Consider the following 16,251-nt stretch of genomic DNA (forward strand, 5'->3'; position numbering starts at 1 on the left):
CTAGGGTCCAGTGATTCAGCTGCGTTGAACTCAATTGGTCTCGACTGCGCCCGAACTGGGATTGCCGACCAGTGTGCGCGGCGTGGGCGGCACGCGATAGAGCTCCTCCACGACGCTGCGCCGCCGGTCGAGCACGTTGCGCTGGCTGATCGCGCTCTTTGCGCTCAATTCGCCGTTGTCGATCGTCGGCTGCTCGGTTTCAAGCACGATGCGCACGATGCGCGCCGAGCTGCCGCCCGGACGCGCGGAAAGCTTGTCCACGCCCTGCTGGAAGAACGCTCGCACACCCCGGCTACCGACGACTTGCTCGGCGTCCGCCGCCGGGTCGTGAACGTCGTCGCAAAGAGCCCGGCAGGCTTGGATATCCGGAAAGACGAGCGCGGTCAGATAGTCCCGGTCGTGCCCCGCAATGACGATGTCTCGCGCATAGGCACCGAATACGTCGAGCGCATGCAGACGTAATTCCGCTACATTGACCCACGTTCCCGTGGACAGCTTGAAGTTCTCGGCAATGCGTCCGTCGAAGCGCAAGCCGAGTTCGAGGCGCTGCGGGTCAATGAACGTGCCCGCGTCGCCGGAGCAGAAATAGCCTTCTTCGTCGAACGAGGCCGCGGTGCGCTCGGGATCCTTCCAATAGCCAGGCGTGACGCAATCCCCGAAATAGCGGATCTCCCGCTTCGCGCCGACCGGCACCACCTTCACCTTCGTGCCGGGCACGGGCAATCCCGCGATCGCTTCTCGGCGCGGGTCCCAGGCCGCCGACATCGGCGTTGGGCCCGCCTCCGTGCAGCCAAGCCCCGACATGATCAACACACGTTGCCCGATGGTACGCAGCGCGAGCTCGTCGAACTCCGCCCAGATGTATCCGGGCAGGCTCGCGCCACCGTAGTAGATCAACGCAAGCTTGCTGAAAAACTTCTCGCGCAACGCCTTGTCCGCTTTGAGGTGCGGAATGAGCGAGGTCAGCCCCTGAGGCGTGTTGAGGTAGATAACCGGCGCGATTTCACGCAACGCCTGCACGGTCGGGCCGATCGCCTCCGGCGCCGGCTTGCCCGGGTCCATGTAGTAGGTCCCGCCGCCATAGAGCACCATGCCGAAGTTGTGCGTGCCGCCGAACGTGTGATGCCAAGGCAGCCAGTCCACCAGATCCGGCGGCCCGTCTTGAAGGAACGCGAACACCTGCGCGACCTGCTGGCGATTGCTGCACAGCATCCGCTGCGAATAGATGACACCCTTTGGCGCGCCCGTCGTCCCCGAGGTAAACATGATCTTGCCGATCGTGTCGGGGCCGACCGCGCTGAACGCCCTGTCGACCTCGACCGTGACCGGCGTTGTCAACCAGTCCGCAACGCGCGACGCATCGCGTCCCTCGGGCAGCGAGCCGGCGACGACACACTCGATGTCTCCGAACACCTCACGCAATGCGCGACCATACTGCACACCGCACTCTGCGAATACGAGACCCGGCTTGCAAACGGCAGCAAGATGCCTGAGCTTCACGAAATCTTCGGAGAGCAGCGAATAGGCGGGCGTCACCGGGATATAGGGAACGCCGACATGTAGCGCCGCAAGCGCAAATAATGCGTGCTCGAAGCTTCGATCCGAGAGAATCATCAGCGGACGCGAGGCGGACAGCCCTCGATCTAGCAGCGCCTGACCGAGTGCCCGGGCACCGTCCAATGCCTGCCTGTAGGTGAGGTATTCCCACGACATGCCGTCGCGCGTGCGCCTGGCGAGCAGTCCGCGATCGGGCGCAACGTTCGCCCAATGTTCGAGCCGCTCCGTCAAACGCATCGGATACGGTTGGAGCGGTTCCTTGAGTTCATACACCACGCTTCCGTCCGGACGCCGTTCGACGAGCGCTTCCATGCTGCCGAGGCGAATCGGGCGGAACGGTACATCCATCAGCGCATCGTGCGAAGCGGAACCAGCATCCATCTGGATCATCCTGTTGTTATCCGGTTAGACAGGGCCTGCGAGCCATTGCAACGCTACCGCGCATCCATCGGTCTCCACGGCCCAGTCCGCAACGAAACCAATAATTGAACGTTGATCACGTATACGAATTTAGCATAGCGCGAAATCGAACGCCCGTCTATCAGGCGTCACCCACATTGGACTGTCGACAAATCACACGCCGAGCGAGCCTGTCGTGCGCAACGTGTGCGTCGCCGTGACGATCCGGCGCCGGCGCGAGAACGTGGACAGCAAGAAAAAAATGGACTATTTTATGAACGTCGTTCGTATTTTTAAACTCCGCTCAGATGAGTAGCCATCTGCCGAGTCCTAGGAGCCGTCATGCAAGATGAAGTTGTAGTCACCGCTGCCGTTCGAACCGCCATTGGAGATTTTGGGGGGGCGCTCGCGACCGTTCCGCCCACGCAGCTGGGCGCCACCGTCGTGCGTGCGTTGCTCGACCGCACCAGTCTGCAGGGCAGCGAAGTCGGGCATGTTGTGTTCGGCAATGTGATCCATACCGAGCCTCGTGACATGTATCTGTCGCGCGTTGCAGCGCTCGAAGGCGGCGTCAGCGCCGACGCGCCGGCGCTGACGCTCAATCGTCTATGCGGCTCCGGCCTTCAGGCGATCATCTCCGCTGCGCAAGCGATCGCGCTCGGCGACACTGAAGTCGCCATCGGCGGCGGCTCGGAAAACATGTCGCGCGCAGCATACGTCGCGACTAGCGCACGCTGGGGATCGCGCATGGGCGATATTCGCCTGATCGATATGATGGTCGGTGCGCTCACCGATCCGTTCAGTGATTGCCACATGGGAGTGACCGCCGAGAACGTCGCAAAAAAGTGGGGCATTTCGCGCGACGATCAGGACAGACTCGCTGTGGAATCGCATCGGCGCGCCGCGGATGCAATCCTTGACGGCTATTTTCGGGAACAGATCGTGCCGGTTACGCTGCGTACGAAAAAAGGCGAGAGTGTCTTTGATACGGATGAGCATGTGCGGGCCGGGACGACGATCGAGGATTTGGCCAAGCTGCGTCCGGCATTCCAGAAAGACGGCACGGTGACGGCCGGCAATGCTTCCGGTCTCAATGACGGTGCCGCGGCAGTCCTCCTGATGACACGACGCAGTGCGGAGCAACGCGGCATTCGCCCGCTTGCGCGCCTGGTCTCTTATGCTCACGCTGGCGTCGACCCGCAATACATGGGAATCGGCCCAGTGCCCGCAGCGCGCAAAGCCCTGCGGCGCGCAGGCCTGAGCGTGGCGGACATCGACGTCATCGAGGCGAATGAAGCATTCGCTGCCCAGGCTTGCGCGGTAGCGAAAGAACTGGAATTCGACAGCGCCAAGGTCAACCCGAACGGCTCGGGAATCTCGCTCGGGCATCCGATCGGCGCCACAGGCGCGGTGATCGCAGTAAAAGCCATCCACGAGTTGCAACGATGCAGTGGGCGCTATGCATTGGTGACAATGTGCATCGGCGGAGGCCAAGGCATCGCGGCCGTCTTCGAGCGCATCTAGCTCTTGCCGGCGGGAATTTGCCGCCCCTGCAGTGCGGCGCGGCAGCGGTATTCGATCGCCGGCGCCGCGTGAGCCTGCTTGCTCAACCCTCATCGGCGAGCGCAGCGAGCCGGCCCTGAATCAGTGCACGGGCCTGCGCAACCATTCGGTTCACGAGTTCCGCGCAGGTCGGGATATCGTCGATCAGGCCGATCGCAAGACCGGCCGGGAACGTACCGTCATCCGTGTCGCCCGTCTCATACATCCGCTTGCCGCGCTCTCCGCTCACGAGCGGCTTCAGATCGGCGAACGTCGCACCTTCCTTGTGTTCCAGTTCCAACACCTGCTCCGCGACCGAATTCCTGAAAATGCGCGACGTGTTCTTCAGTGTGCGAAAGATCAGCGCGGTATTGAGCTCGTCATGCTCCACGAGCTTACGCTTGACGTTCTCGTGTATCGGCGCTTCTTGCGTGGCCATGAATCGCGTACCCATGTTGACGCCATCGGCGCCGAGCGCGAGTGCCGCGACCATGCCCCGCGCATCGGCGATACCGCCCGAAGCAAGCATTGGAATGCGCAGTTTCGCAGCGGCCGCAGGCAACAAGATGAGATTGGGCACGTCGTCTTCGCCCGGATGACCGGCGCACTCGAAGCCATCCACGCTCACGGCATCGCAGCCCAACGACTCAGCTTTGAGTGCGTGCCGCACCGATGTGCACTTGTGGATGACCTTGACTCCCCTGGCCTTGAACGTCGCCATGTAGGGTTCCGGATTGCGCCCCGCCGTCTCGACGATGTTGACGCCGCTCTCGACGATGGCTTGTACGTACTCGTCGTAGGGCACGGGCTTGATCGTCGGCAAAATGGTCAGGTTCACGGCGAAGGGTTGATCCGTCATCGACCGAACCCGTTCGATCTCGATGCGCAGCGCCTCCGGCGTGGGCTGCGTGAGCGCTGTGATGGTGCCGAGCGCCCCCGCGTTCGACACTGCAGCAGCCAGTTCCGCGCGTCCCACCCACATCATGCCGCCTTGCACAATGGGATATCGAATTCCAAGCAACTCTGTAATGCGTGTTTTCATTTGCGATCCTCTGATGTATGCCGGCCTCGCTCTGCGCCGCCGTCGGGCCCTAGCAAACCACCGTTTGTATTTACGAACACTGTACGATTATATACACTTAGTTCGAGTTGCCGACATCGGTTTGCAGCACGCGCACGCCAGCACGCTGCACGCACCAGGCATGAACGATGAGGAGCGTGGATGAATAAGCGGGACAACGAATTAGCCCCGGACGAAGCGTCGGCCCGTCCAACCCGGAACGATGCAGAAGAAGCCGTGCGAACGCTGATCCGGTGGGCCGGCGACGACCCTGACAGAGAAGGCCTGATACAAACGCCCGCGCGCGTCGCGCGTGCTTATCGCGAGTTCTTCTCGGGGTACCAGTCCGACCCAATGCAGATTCTCGCCACGACCTTTTCGGAGGTGGACGGCTACGACGAGATGGTGGTGCTTAAGGACATCCGCTTCGAAAGCTACTGCGAACACCACATGGTGCCCATCATCGGGCGCGCACATGTTGCCTATTTGCCCGAACATCGCGTAGTCGGCATTTCAAAACTCGCCCGCCTCGTCGATGTCTATGCGAAACGGTTGCAGATCCAGGAGAAGATGACGGTTCAAATTGCTGACGCGTTGAATACCGTCCTGCAGCCCAAGGGCGTCGCCGTGATCCTCGAAGCCGCGCACCAGTGCATGAGCACGCGAGGCGTGCATAAGCCCGGCGCATCGCTCGTGACTAGCCGAATGCTGGGCGCGTTTCGCGATGATCCGTCCACGCGGCGAGAGTTTCTTGCTATCGTCGGCAACGGCACCATCATGCCTTTGCCAAATAGCTGAAGGCCGGCGTCGGCTCCACCGATGTCGGCCTTCAAGGCATGGCAACACGAGTACCCGTTCGAACGCCGCGCTACGATTGCGCTAGGCCCGAAACTTGGCTGCGTTCACGCGTCGTCAGCGGCCGCTCATAAGAAACGTCCTCACGATTTCGCGCACTTACACCGTTGCTCATCAGTACCTCACGCCAAGCAGCAGGCACGTCGCTGGGCGTCAGGTCGTTGATCGCTTCTGAAATGCACACGCGAGCCGCGATAGCCCATACCCCCTCACGTTTTTCAAAGCGGTCGATATAACGCCCGACCGCCAGCGTGTTCGGTTTGACGCGATTGTCGCCGAAGAACAGCCAGTAGGTTTCCGCGTGGGCCGTGTCGCCGTGCAACTCGACGCTATGATTGAACACCATGTGATGGTGAGACAGTTGATACTCGGCGTGGTACGCGAACGCCCAATCGACGAATTCCTCCGCGTTCCCCACGAACGCGCCGTGATCGTCGATCGCGTCGGGATGGTATGCCGACAACGTCAACTCGCGGTCCATCCGATCGATCCCGCGGCAATACCGGTGCACGCATTCGAGTATGGCCTGTTTGTCCAGCAGCGCTTGAATGCGTAGGTTCAACGCTTCGCTCATGGCTTCCGCCGTTAGATAGTCATGGCGAAAAAGAAGATCACCGCGCCGATCAGCGCGCCGACGAAACAGTACCCCTCGCCTGCCGACAGCTCGGTTTCCTGCGCGCGGGCATGGCTTGCAATCGCACATCCGACGATACCCGCGAGCGCCGCGGCGCCCAGGACGGCAATCGTCATCACAATGTCGAAGATCGCGGAACGACCCAGTTCTTCGATGCGCACGTCATCCAGCAGCATCCACGCCGCGACCGCGGAGATCGACAGCAGGACGAGCGGTAGCCATACTCGCCGGGCTTCGCGAGCGCTCTCTTGCGTCAGCGCTTTCATCGCGCCTCCCCTTCGTGCGGCGTCAGCTCGAAGATATTGAGTGCCATGGCCCCCAGTACGCGGGCCACCCATTTCGATCGTTTTACGCGAGCCGGCCGGCCTGTTGAGGGGGGACCCTTGTCGACGGGCTGGTGACCATAGTGAAACGTGTAGTCCGCGAGAGGACCGCGTAAATCGCTGTCGAGAAAGAACATCGCATGTCTCCAATCAGGCCTTTGCCTTGCGGGCGCCTGTGTGGCGCCTCTTGATGGACATCCTAGGCGACGAAAAACCGTTATGCAACTACTCGTTCAATTAATCGCGTCGGTGTTTTCACTACCCGCAAGTGCAAGGTTTGCGGCGCGCGCGAACGCTAGCGTGACGCGCGCGTACACCGGCGCGTACCGAGCGCTCAACCGGAGCGCAGTCAGGCGAGGAAACCGCCCGCAATCGGAAGCCGCGGTGCTCATGCGGCTCCGGTATGCGAAAGCGGAACGCGTGGAGGTGATCAGGAAACCTGGAAGCCGCCGTCGACAGCCAGCAACTGGCCGGTGACATAGTCAGACGCAGGCGAAGCAAAGAAAAGCACCGCTTTCGCGATATCGGAAGCGACGCCAATGCGCCCAAGGGGCATGCGGCCGGGTTGCGTAATCGGCCCGCTCGCTTGGTGCACCTTGGTCGACGCGGCAGCGCCTTCGGTTGCCACGCCGCCGGGCAGGACCGCATTGACGCGAATCCCGTCCGCGGCGAATTCGAGCGCAGCAACCTTGGTCAGGTTGTTGACACCTGCCTTCGATGCGCCGTAGTCGCCGTTGTCAAAAATCACCGGCTGCAGCGAAGCCACCGAGGAAATGTTCACGATGGAGCCCCCGGACTTCGCCGCACGCATGCGTTTGATGCCTTCACGCATGCAAAGGAAAGTGCCGCGCAGATTGACGCCGAGCACCTTGTCCCACTTCTCGGCGGACGTCTCGACGAAATGCGTCTTCGGGTAGATGCCGGCGTTGTTGACGAGGACGTCGAGACGCCCGAGCTTCGCCTGCACGGTTTCGAACATCGCGAGAACCGACCCTTCATCGCCAATATCGACTTTGACGGCAATCGCCTTACCCGATGCGCTCTCGATTTGGTTGACGGTCTGCTGCGCTGCTTCCTCGTTCAGGTCGGCAGTCACCACCGCCGCGCCCGCCGACGCGAGCAGCAGCGCGGTCTCACGGCCGATGCCCGAGCCTGCCCCCGTTACCACGGCCACCTTCTGATCGAGACTGAATAGATTCGCCAGATTCAACGTGCTCACTGCTCCTCCTTTGGCTCGCCGCGCGAGCGGGTTTATTTTGTGAACGCCATTCGTAAACATAAACGCCCCGTCCTGGGGTGTCAAGGACGAGGAGGCGAATACCGGAAGGAGTAGCGCGAAGGGACCGGATGAGCAACGCCGCAGCGCATGCTATGCGGCATCCGGCGATGCGATTTCCCGCATGATCTCGAGCATCGACCGGTGATAGGGCTTATGAGGGCGATCTGCCCAAACCAACGATACTTCGGTCTCGCAAGATCCAGGCACATCCTCGATGTCGACGAACGAGACGCCCTGCACGGGCAAGTGGCGGCCTGAATCGAGCATGAGCCCAATGCCCAGCTCATTCGCGACGAGATTGAGCATCGTGTATGGGTGCCGCGCTTGCTGAGTGAGTCGAGGAGACAGATTGGCCTCGCGGCGCGCCGCTTCGAACGCGGCAAACACCGGCTGGGACATTTGCTGCGGGAACATGATGAGCGGATATTGCGCAAGATCGACGATGCGGATCGAGCGTTGTGTCGCTACCGGCCATGCCTCAGGCACGGCCGCCACCACGCGCAAACGCTCGATGACGACGCTTTCCAGTCCCGAGACATCCGCCAAACTCGTGACCACCACGCCCAGATCGATACTGCCATTCTTGACGCTCGCGACCGCCAAGGCGCTGCCGCGCTCGATCAACCGGACGTCCACGCCGGGCCATTGCTTGCGCAAGGCCTGAATGGCGAGCGGCATGATACGCATTGCACACATGGGCACGAACGCGATGCTTAGGCTCGCCAGCTCGTCGGCCGCTTGCCTGACACGCCGCTCGGCCAATTCCGCTTGTGCAATGAGCGGCTTCGCTTCCGTCAGCAGCGCGGCGCCGGCAGGCGTGAGCGAAACGCCGCGCGGCGTGCGTTCGAGGAGCTTGATGCCAAGCTGCTCCTCGAGGCGCATGATCGATTGGCTGAGCGGCGGCTGCGCCATGCCGAGCCGCGCGGCCGCGCGGCCAAAGTGCTGGGTCTCGGCGACTGCAACAAAGTGTCTCAGGTGACGCAATTCCATGGTGTGATATGACTTCGATATCGAGTGCCGCCAGCATATCGCCATCCCCCGCTGCGCCTCACCAAGGGCGAACCCTGATCACAATTCGAGCGAACGCGCCGAGGCCTGCCTTGGGCTAAAGCCATACCCCGTCCGTCCGCAAGTCTGCCCGCGGGTCTGCCCGCGCTTGACTGCGTACAGCATTCGCAATAGATTTAACTGAATGACGTTCTGAATTTCGAATGCAAGACTGACCTGATATCGGTACATGCCCGCGCCACGGGGAGCGTGGCGTCGAGATCACCCAAAACATCTGGAAGAGAGATGGGGCAAGAGAACAATTCAAAGCTCGAGTTCGAACTGCACGACCATGAACTGATGGTTTCGTGTGTCGGCGCCAATTCGCAGGTCGTTTATTCGAACCCGGTCTACCAGCGGGTCACGGGGTATTCGCTGCAGGAAAGCCAGGCCATGCAAGGTGCGAACCGCTTACGGGATGTCCCGCCGCAAGTCCTGGCCGATCTGGGAGCCGCCGTGCGGCAGGGCAAGCCGTGGTCCGGCCTCATCAAGCTTGCCTGCAAGAGCGAGCGGCTCGTCTGGTGCCGCCTGAACGCCGCCCCGCTCCTTTCTCATGGCCAATACATCGGATCTCTGATGGTCTTGAGCAAACCTGCTCAAGGGGAAATCGAGCGGTATGAAACGCTCTATCGCCGACTGCATTCGGACCGCGACAAGAAGCTTGGCTGGGAGCAAGGTCGCATCGTCCCTCTGAATTTGCTGGGGAAAATCACCCGCCAGATCCGCTCATTGGGCCTGAAACGGTACATCTGGGGTTGCGTGTTCGCGCTCGCCATGGTTGCGATTCTCGTCGTGGCGATCAACGGTAACGGCCTCGCCTCGTTCGCATTTTTGGCCGAGGTTTGCACCATTCTCCTCTCTACTGTGGCCGCCGGCGCCTTCCTGTCCCGTGCGATCGCCTTGCCTTTGCAAGACGCCGTGCAAGCTGCCATGAAAATGGCGGCCGGCGACCTATGCGCCAGCTACGGCAGCGAGCGATGCGACGAGATCGGCGATGTCATGCGAACCCTCAACCAAGTCAGTATCAACATGCGCGCCACCGTCCTCGATGTTCGAAACGGCGTAGCAGCGATGCGGCAGGCGACGACCGAGATCGCCGCAGGCACGATGGAGCTTTCGGGCCGCACGGAAACCCAGGCCAGCAGTCTCGAGGAGACGGCCGCATCGATGGAAGAGATCAACTCGACGGTCGGCAACAACGCGGACGCCGCCGGGCAAGCCAGCGACCTCGCCACACTCGCAAGCGAAGCGGCTGAAGATGGCGGTCTGGTCGTGAATCAGGTCATCGCGACGATGGCGCAGATCAAGGAATCGAGCCGCAAGATATCCGACATCATCTCTGTCATCGACGGCATCGCTTTTCAGACCAACATACTCGCCTTGAACGCAGCCGTTGAAGCGGCTCGGGCCGGCGAGCAGGGGCGCGGGTTTGCTGTCGTGGCCGGCGAAGTCCGCAACCTCGCCCAGCGCAGCGCGCAAGCGGCAAAGGAGATCAAGGCGCTGATCACGCAGAGCGTCGAGACCGTCGATGACGGATCGAAGCTCGTCGACTCCGCGGGTAAGACCATCGCCGAGATCGTCTCGCAGGTACGCGGCGTAACGGACCTGGTGGGCCAGATCGCCAGGGCATCGCGCGAGCAATCGGCGGGCGTCGGTCTGGTGAGCCAGGCTGTCGAGCAGTTAGATCAGATGACGCAGGTGAACGCGACGCTCGTTCAAGTGCATACGGAAGCCGCAGGCAACATCAAACAACAGACCGAGCGGCTCGCCGAGATGCTCTGCGTTTTCACGCTTTCCCGCGACGAGCGGAACCTGCACTTGTCCGCACCGGGGGACTGAATGACGACAATCAATCGCCATTCGTGCAAAGCCGCGCGGCCACTTCTTGCCCCATTTGAGCGCATGCTTCTGCGTGTCGTTGCAGAAGTTCCAGACGTAGTTCACCGCACGGCTTTGCCGATTGAGCAAGCCATTGAGGGATTTCACGCGGTAGCGGTAGACGAGCATCGTGCCGACGATGCTAACCCAGGAATGCCGCCTTTCGGCGGCGCCCCTTTCCTCCTCGGACTGAAGTCCGAGGTTTCTCGGAGCAAAATCTGATGAAAACCCTCGAAGAAAAGCACGCCTATGGCCTAAAGGTATTCGGCGAAATCATGGGCGAAGAAAAGGCAGCCGGCTTGCGCGCCGCAAGCGAGTCCAGCGGTTTTGGCGCCGACATTTCACGACTTGCCGTCAACTATGCGTTCGCGGATGTATGGGGCGACGACAAGCTCGAGCGCAAGCAGCGCAGTCTCGTGACGCTCGGCATCCTCATCGCCAGCCGCCAGACGCTCGAGCTCAAGAACCATGTCCGCATTGCGGTGCGCAACGGTTTGAGCGCACGCGAGCTGGAAGGCGTGCTGATTCAGGCGCTCCCCTATGTCGGATTCCCGGCAATCGCCTCCGCCACCACGGCCGTTCTCGAGACGCTGAGGGAACTCGGTATCGACACCACCACCCGAACTTCGGAAGAACGCGGGCTGCTGTAAAGCGGCCTTCGCTCGCACAGCTCCCCGAGGAGAACACCGTGGAAACAACAATCGTGGATATCGTGCCGACGATGCGCGAGCTCAATGTATCGAACGATTTGCTCGGCAATCAGGCCGCGCTGCAAGCCCGATGGGACGAAGACGGTTATTTGTTTTTTCGCGACGTACTGGACCACGAGCCGCTGGAACGAATGCGCGGCCTGCTCGTCGATCATCTGGACCGCCATGGCTTTGCGCTCCGGCAAGATCGCGAAGTGCGATGGACCGGTAAGGAACGCGAAAACTTCAGCTTCTTTCCCGTCAAGGAAATGAACGAGCAGCGCGCCGCGCGCATGGTGATGGAAGATCCCGCTATTCGCGCGTTCTTTCAACGCCTCTTCGGCGTACCGCTCTATTGGGTGCCGTTCACTGAATATCGCACTTCGCCTCCCGCCATCGACAAAAGCCGCACGCGCTTCGATTTCATTCACGCAGACGCAATCTACAGCGACCGGCTCGATTTCATCATCTGCTGGGTTCCGCTCAGTGATATTGACGCGCAGGTGGGCGGGCTGGCTGTTGCCGAGGGCTTGCACAACCTTCCCTCTCTGCATACGAAGGACGGCGACAAGATCAACCCGATCCAGCTATCGCAAGTACCGCGAGACGCATGGCGACGCACGAACTACCGCTTGGGCGACGTCCTCCTGATGAGCCGTTACACGCCGCACTCCGGTCTGAGCAATCACTCGGATCGCTTTCGGCTTTCGCTCGACACGCGCATTCTGCCGCACGGCGGCACGTTCCCGTTTGCGCCGCGCTTGCCCTACGTCGGCACACTGACGTCGATCACGCCGAATGGGATCGTCTTGCGCGATGGACAAGGCGAGCACGTCTTGCGGTTTGACGAAACGAGTTATCTGCGCGGCTTACAGGGCAACCGAGTGCGCGGCGAAGAGATCCGCGACGTCTATCAGCCGGGCTGCGAGGTCATCGTTGCGTATGAAGGCGACCTCGTTCAGACGATGCGGCCGCAGCATTGACATCCATTGACATCATTTCGCCGGAGCCTCAACCTCGTTCAAGGCCCCAGGCTTGACTTATCCGAGCCGTCACGCGCTGCCCGATCGCCACATGGCAGCCGTGATAAGCCAACAGCTGCTGTTGGTCTGGCAGCCTGATCAGCACCTCGTAGCGCTCGCCGCGGAACACGCAGTCCCGCACTTCGCCTACCACCCCGCTTTCATCCAAACGAACGTGTTGCGGGCGAACGAGAACCGGCCCGCGTTGCCCCTCTGCGCAGCCGAGTGCGTCCATCAACGGCTGCCCATCGATAGGCCCGAGCGGCTGTCCGGCTACCTCGAGCAGGCTCCCGTTCCCGATGAACCGCGCGAGCCACTCGGTACGTGGACGTTGATAGAGTTCCTCAGGCGTCGCCCATTGCACAAGACGCCCGCGGTGCATCACTGCAACGCGATCCGCGAGCGCCATCGCTTCAGCCTGATCATGGGTGACATAGACGAAAGTGGCACCGGTGCGTCGGTGGAAGTCCCGAAAAGCCTGCTCCATCGACGCACGCAGATGACGATCGAGGTTGGCGAGCGGCTCGTCGAGCAGCACGACTCTCGCTTCGCTCGCGAGACAGCGCGCCAACGCCACGCGTTGACGCTGGCCGCCCGAGAGGGCTTGCGGTGCGGCATCGGCGTATTCGGCGAGGTGCACCGATTCAAGTGCCTCGCGCACGCGCCGCTCATATTCCGCTGCGCGCACGCCGCGTAGTTTCAACGCGTAACCGACGTTTTGCGCGACGCTCATATGCGGCCAAAGCGCGTAGGACTGAAAGACCATCCCCATCCGCCGATGCTCCGGCGGAACGTGTGTGTCCGGGCTCGATAACACGCGATCGCCGAGTGCGATCTGCCCCGCATCGACGTCTTCAAAACCGGCGAGCATACGTAGCGTCGTCGTCTTGCCGCAGCCGCTCGGGCCGAGCAAAGCAACGAAGGCGCCAGCCGGTATCGCCAGGTCCAACCCATCCACCGCCGTTGCATCGGGATAACGCTTGCTCACGCCCCGCAATATCAAGTCCGCCACGGAATCACCCCTTTTGGCAGACGGTGCGAAAAGAGACCGAGCAGTCCCATCAGCGTCCCGACCAACAAGACGATTGCTACGGCAACGGCAGCCGCAAGTGCATTCTCGCCACTTTCGTTCAAATTGAAGATCAGCACGCCCAGCGTTTCGTTGCCGGCGCTCCATAGCAATGCCGAAACCGTCAATTCGCTGAACGCCATGAGAAACACCAGAACGGCTCCGGCAAGGGCCGACGGCGCCACGAGCGGCAACACAATGTCGCCGAGACTTCGCCTGTGATTGGCACCGGCAAGCCGCGCTGCCTCCTCGAGCGACAGGTCGAGCTGGGCGATGCTGGTTTGCACCGGCTTGAGCGCGACAACCATGAAGCGCGCCAGATACGCAAGGAGAATGATGATCAGGCTGCCGTAAAGGCTAATTTCGATGAACGGCAATGGACGGGCGAACAGCAAGATGCAGGCGATGGCCAGCACAACGCCCGGCACGGCGTACGGGATCTCGATGGCTGCAGCGAGCCACGCGCCTAACCGACCGGGACGGCGTACCAATTGCCATGCCACGGGCACGATCAACAAAGGCAACAGGACCGCGGCCGTAACGGCAAGCGTCGTGCTATTGCGCAGCGCACGCAAAGTCACGCCCTGTCGGCCGAGCATTTCCCCATAGGCCTGCAAAGTCAATGTGTGAGGGTTGAGCGCGACACCTATTGCAGGCACCAGCGAGCTCGCGACGAGCGCCAGCAGCGGGGCAAACAAGATCGCCGCAAGGATCAACGCCATCACCGCTTCGACGACTCCGCGCGCCCGGCCCAGGCGCAGCATGACGCGAGCGCTCTGGCCGGAAAGCCGATGCGCGGGGCGCGCCAGTAGTCGAGACTGCAACCCGATGCCGGCCAGGGCGACCGCGCCGATCAGCAGCGATAGCACCGCGACCTGGGGCAGCGTCGCGTTGCCGAAGCTCACCATCTTCTGATAGATCAGCGTAGGCAGCACGTAATAGCTGGCCGGAATGCCTAGCAGTGCAGGAATGCCGAAGTTGCCGAGCGCTGACACGAACACGAGCGCAGCAGCGGCAAGAAGACCAGGGCGAACCAGGGGGACAACGATGTCGCGCCACACGCGCACCCGGCTGGCGCCCGCCAGCAGAGCCGCTTCGATAAGATCCGCAGGCAACGCCACCAGGCTCGCCCGCAACGACAGAAATACCATTGGCGCGTACTGGATTCCCAACAACAGCGCGATGCCGCCGGCCGAATAGAGCGGCTGGGGACTACCAAGAGGTGGTGCAAGCCCCAGCGTCTTCAACAATGGACTGGCTGGGCCCGTGAGTTGCAGCCATGCGAGCGCCGTTACTTGCGGAGGGATCATCATCGGCAGCACGAAGCAGAAGGCAAAGATGCCCTTTGCGCGCAAGTCGGTCAGCGTCAGCGCGAAAGCAATGAAACCGCCCAGCAGTAGTCCGACGATCGTACCCAAAGCGCACGTATAGACGCTGTGGCTCAGCGCCTGCCAGGTGGAGGGCTCGGTCAGCACGTCCAACCCTGACGGATGGGTCGACCATTGCCGCGGGCTCAACGCTTCCCATACTAAACGCGCGGTTGGCGCGACGGTGAGCGCCGCCACGGCGAACACCGGCAGCAGGAACGCTCGATCACCCATTCGCGTGGAGCCCGCCGCGCGGGCCGCACGTGAGCCCGTCATTTAGCCGTCCCGAACAGGGCGTTGAAACGGGCCTTGTTGGTTTCGGCAGCCGCAAGCGCCCGGGCAGGATCGACCGGCAGCGGTTTGATCTGATCGCGACTCGGGAAACCGGGCGGAACCGGCAGCGAAGCGAGCGCAGGAATATAGCCCTGCGAAAGCACGAGCTTCTGACCGTCCTTGGACAGCAGGAAATCGACGAATGCCCGCGCCGTCTGAACGTGTCGCGCCTGTTTGAGGATCGCGACCGGCTCGGTGACCACACTCACGCCCTCTTTGGGGAATACGAATTCGATCGGGGCACCTTTTGCCTTTTCACGAATCGCCATGAAGTCAACCAGCATGCCGCAGGTCTTCGCGCCGCTCGCAATCGCGCTGAGTACACCGCCATTACCACCTTGCGCGCTCGCCCCGTTAGCTTTGAGCTTCTCGTAATAGGCCCAGCCAAGCTGCGGATTTGCGCTCAGCGCAGCGAGGTGAATCATCGCCGCGCCCGAATACAGGGGGCTGGGTAGCGTGACCTGGTTCTTCACCTCAGGCCGCGTCAAGTCGTTCCAGTTGGAAGGTTTGAATGGGCTGCCCGTGTTGTACGCGATGCCGGTCGTAATCAACTTCGTCCCGTAGTAGTAGCCCTCTTTGTCGTACAAAGTCGGGGCGTATTGTCCGCGCTCGTCGCTCAGATACGGTTGAAGCAGGCCCTTCTGCTTGAGGGCTTGCATGGTGAGGCTATCGGCGATCAACAGGACATCGGGTTTCGTCACGCCCGCGGCAATCTCAGCCTCGAGGCGTGTCATCAACTGAGACGTGCCGTCTCGCACCCATTCCACCCGTACTTCCGGATGGACTTTTCTAAAGGCGTCCACCGTTGTTTGCGCATCGGCGGTCGGTTGGCTGGTATAGAGCACGAGCGCATCGTCGGCTGCCTGCGCATAGCCTGCGCCGAACGGGGACACGAGCCATCCAAGCATGATGGCTGTAAAAAAACTTCTCGTATGTGCGCTCAAGGTTGCAGTCGGACGTGTCATTAGTCGCAAACAGGGCATGGCTGGCAAAATCCAGCAAGCTGCACGATTTGTGTGACGGGCCGATGAACCGCCTGCGAGCCGCGACGCCACCAAGCCAAACCCCGCAACGCCCTACGCGATGCGGGTTTATGACAGACTTTTCCGGAGGATCCAGGAAAAGATTTTGGTGGCCCCCCGGGAGTCGAAAGATTCAGCCTTTGCCAGTACCAGCAAGACAGCGTGGATTCTCAGC

At 61.6% G+C, this 16,251-nt stretch carries 14 protein-coding genes and 1 pseudogene; 5 read left to right on the forward strand and 10 right to left on the reverse strand.

The genetic code is table 11. From position 1 onward, the window contains the following. Nucleotides 1-30 precede the first annotated feature (30 nt). Complete coding sequence (locus tag B0G57_RS07270) at nucleotides 31-1,938, reverse strand: AMP-binding protein (RefSeq protein WP_102607105.1); 1,908 nt, start codon at nucleotides 1,936-1,938, stop codon at nucleotides 31-33. A gap of 360 nt (nucleotides 1,939-2,298) precedes the next feature. Between B0G57_RS07270 and bktB the strand changes: the two genes are divergently transcribed. Further along, the gene (gene bktB, locus B0G57_RS07275) at nucleotides 2,299-3,480 is read left to right on the forward strand and encodes a beta-ketothiolase BktB (protein ID WP_102607000.1); all 1,182 of its coding nucleotides are present in this window, start codon (nucleotides 2,299-2,301) and stop codon (nucleotides 3,478-3,480) included. An 82-nt stretch (nucleotides 3,481-3,562) separates the two neighbouring features. Here bktB and B0G57_RS07280 read toward each other — a convergent pair whose 3' ends face one another. Next, entirely contained in the window at nucleotides 3,563-4,540 is a 978-nt protein-coding gene (locus B0G57_RS07280; RefSeq protein WP_102607001.1) for an NAD(P)H-dependent flavin oxidoreductase, read from the reverse strand. Between the two features lie 180 nt (nucleotides 4,541-4,720). Between B0G57_RS07280 and folE the strand changes: the two genes are divergently transcribed. After that, nucleotides 4,721-5,356: a GTP cyclohydrolase I FolE gene (folE, locus tag B0G57_RS07285; RefSeq protein WP_102607002.1), complete on the forward strand. Its 636-nt coding sequence runs from the start codon at nucleotides 4,721-4,723 to the stop codon at nucleotides 5,354-5,356. A gap of 70 nt (nucleotides 5,357-5,426) precedes the next feature. Here the strand turns inward: folE and B0G57_RS07290 are convergent, their stop codons facing one another. The 4 genes from B0G57_RS07290 to B0G57_RS07310 form a co-directional block, all read right to left on the reverse strand. Then, nucleotides 5,427-5,987 (reverse strand): nuclear transport factor 2 family protein, encoded by a 561-nt coding sequence (locus B0G57_RS07290; protein ID WP_102607003.1) that lies wholly within the window; start codon nucleotides 5,985-5,987, stop codon nucleotides 5,427-5,429. Nucleotides 5,988-5,998: 11 nt separating this feature from the next. Beyond that, nucleotides 5,999-6,223: a hypothetical protein gene (locus B0G57_RS07295; RefSeq protein WP_223258640.1), complete on the reverse strand. Its 225-nt coding sequence runs from the start codon at nucleotides 6,221-6,223 to the stop codon at nucleotides 5,999-6,001. Between the two features lie 577 nt (nucleotides 6,224-6,800). Beyond that, complete coding sequence (locus tag B0G57_RS07305; protein WP_102607106.1) at nucleotides 6,801-7,589, reverse strand: SDR family NAD(P)-dependent oxidoreductase; 789 nt, start codon at nucleotides 7,587-7,589, stop codon at nucleotides 6,801-6,803. A gap of 150 nt (nucleotides 7,590-7,739) precedes the next feature. Beyond that, nucleotides 7,740-8,639, reverse strand: a complete 900-nt coding sequence (locus B0G57_RS07310) for a LysR family transcriptional regulator (RefSeq protein ID WP_102607006.1) — start codon at nucleotides 8,637-8,639, stop codon at nucleotides 7,740-7,742. 303 nt (nucleotides 8,640-8,942) lie between these two features. Here B0G57_RS07310 and B0G57_RS07315 point away from each other — a divergent pair, with 303 nt between their 5' ends. Then, on the forward strand, nucleotides 8,943-10,535 hold the full coding sequence (locus B0G57_RS07315) for a methyl-accepting chemotaxis protein (protein WP_102607007.1): 1,593 nt from the start codon (nucleotides 8,943-8,945) through the stop codon (nucleotides 10,533-10,535). 27 nt (nucleotides 10,536-10,562) lie between these two features. On the opposite strand, the pseudogene B0G57_RS31605 reads toward B0G57_RS07315, so the two are convergent. Further along, nucleotides 10,563-10,703, reverse strand: a pseudogene (locus B0G57_RS31605) (RNA-guided endonuclease InsQ/TnpB family protein); the annotation flags it as partial. Between the two features lie 92 nt (nucleotides 10,704-10,795). Here B0G57_RS31605 and B0G57_RS07325 point away from each other — a divergent pair. Together B0G57_RS07325 and B0G57_RS07330 are read left to right on the forward strand one after the other, a co-directional pair. Further along, a complete protein-coding gene (locus tag B0G57_RS07325) occupies nucleotides 10,796-11,224 on the forward strand; it encodes a carboxymuconolactone decarboxylase family protein (protein ID WP_102607008.1) in 429 nt (142 codons plus the stop codon). A gap of 38 nt (nucleotides 11,225-11,262) precedes the next feature. Beyond that, nucleotides 11,263-12,246, forward strand: coding sequence for a phytanoyl-CoA dioxygenase family protein (locus tag B0G57_RS07330; RefSeq protein ID WP_102607009.1), 984 nt, complete (start codon nucleotides 11,263-11,265; stop codon nucleotides 12,244-12,246). A 28-nt stretch (nucleotides 12,247-12,274) separates the two neighbouring features. On the opposite strand, the gene B0G57_RS07335 is transcribed toward B0G57_RS07330, so the two are convergent. From B0G57_RS07335 to B0G57_RS07345, 3 genes are read right to left on the reverse strand one after another with little or no spacing between them, the layout of a single operon-like run. Next, nucleotides 12,275-13,297 carry an ABC transporter ATP-binding protein gene (locus B0G57_RS07335; RefSeq protein ID WP_102607010.1) on the reverse strand — a complete coding sequence of 341 codons (1,023 nt, stop codon included), beginning with the start codon at nucleotides 13,295-13,297 and terminating at the stop codon, nucleotides 12,275-12,277. Beyond that, entirely contained in the window at nucleotides 13,285-14,997 is a 1,713-nt protein-coding gene (locus B0G57_RS07340; protein ID WP_102607011.1) for an ABC transporter permease, read from the reverse strand. Before B0G57_RS07340 ends, B0G57_RS07335 begins: the two co-directional genes overlap by 13 nt. After that, nucleotides 14,994-15,947 carry an ABC transporter substrate-binding protein gene (locus tag B0G57_RS07345; protein WP_223258641.1) on the reverse strand — a complete coding sequence of 318 codons (954 nt, stop codon included), beginning with the start codon at nucleotides 15,945-15,947 and terminating at the stop codon, nucleotides 14,994-14,996. The genes B0G57_RS07340 and B0G57_RS07345 overlap by 4 nt, the downstream gene beginning before the upstream one ends. Nucleotides 15,948-16,251: the final 304 nt, after the last annotated feature.

The sequence above is a fragment of the Trinickia symbiotica genome, assembly GCF_002934455.1.
Lineage (GTDB): Bacteria > Pseudomonadota > Gammaproteobacteria > Burkholderiales > Burkholderiaceae > Trinickia > Trinickia symbiotica.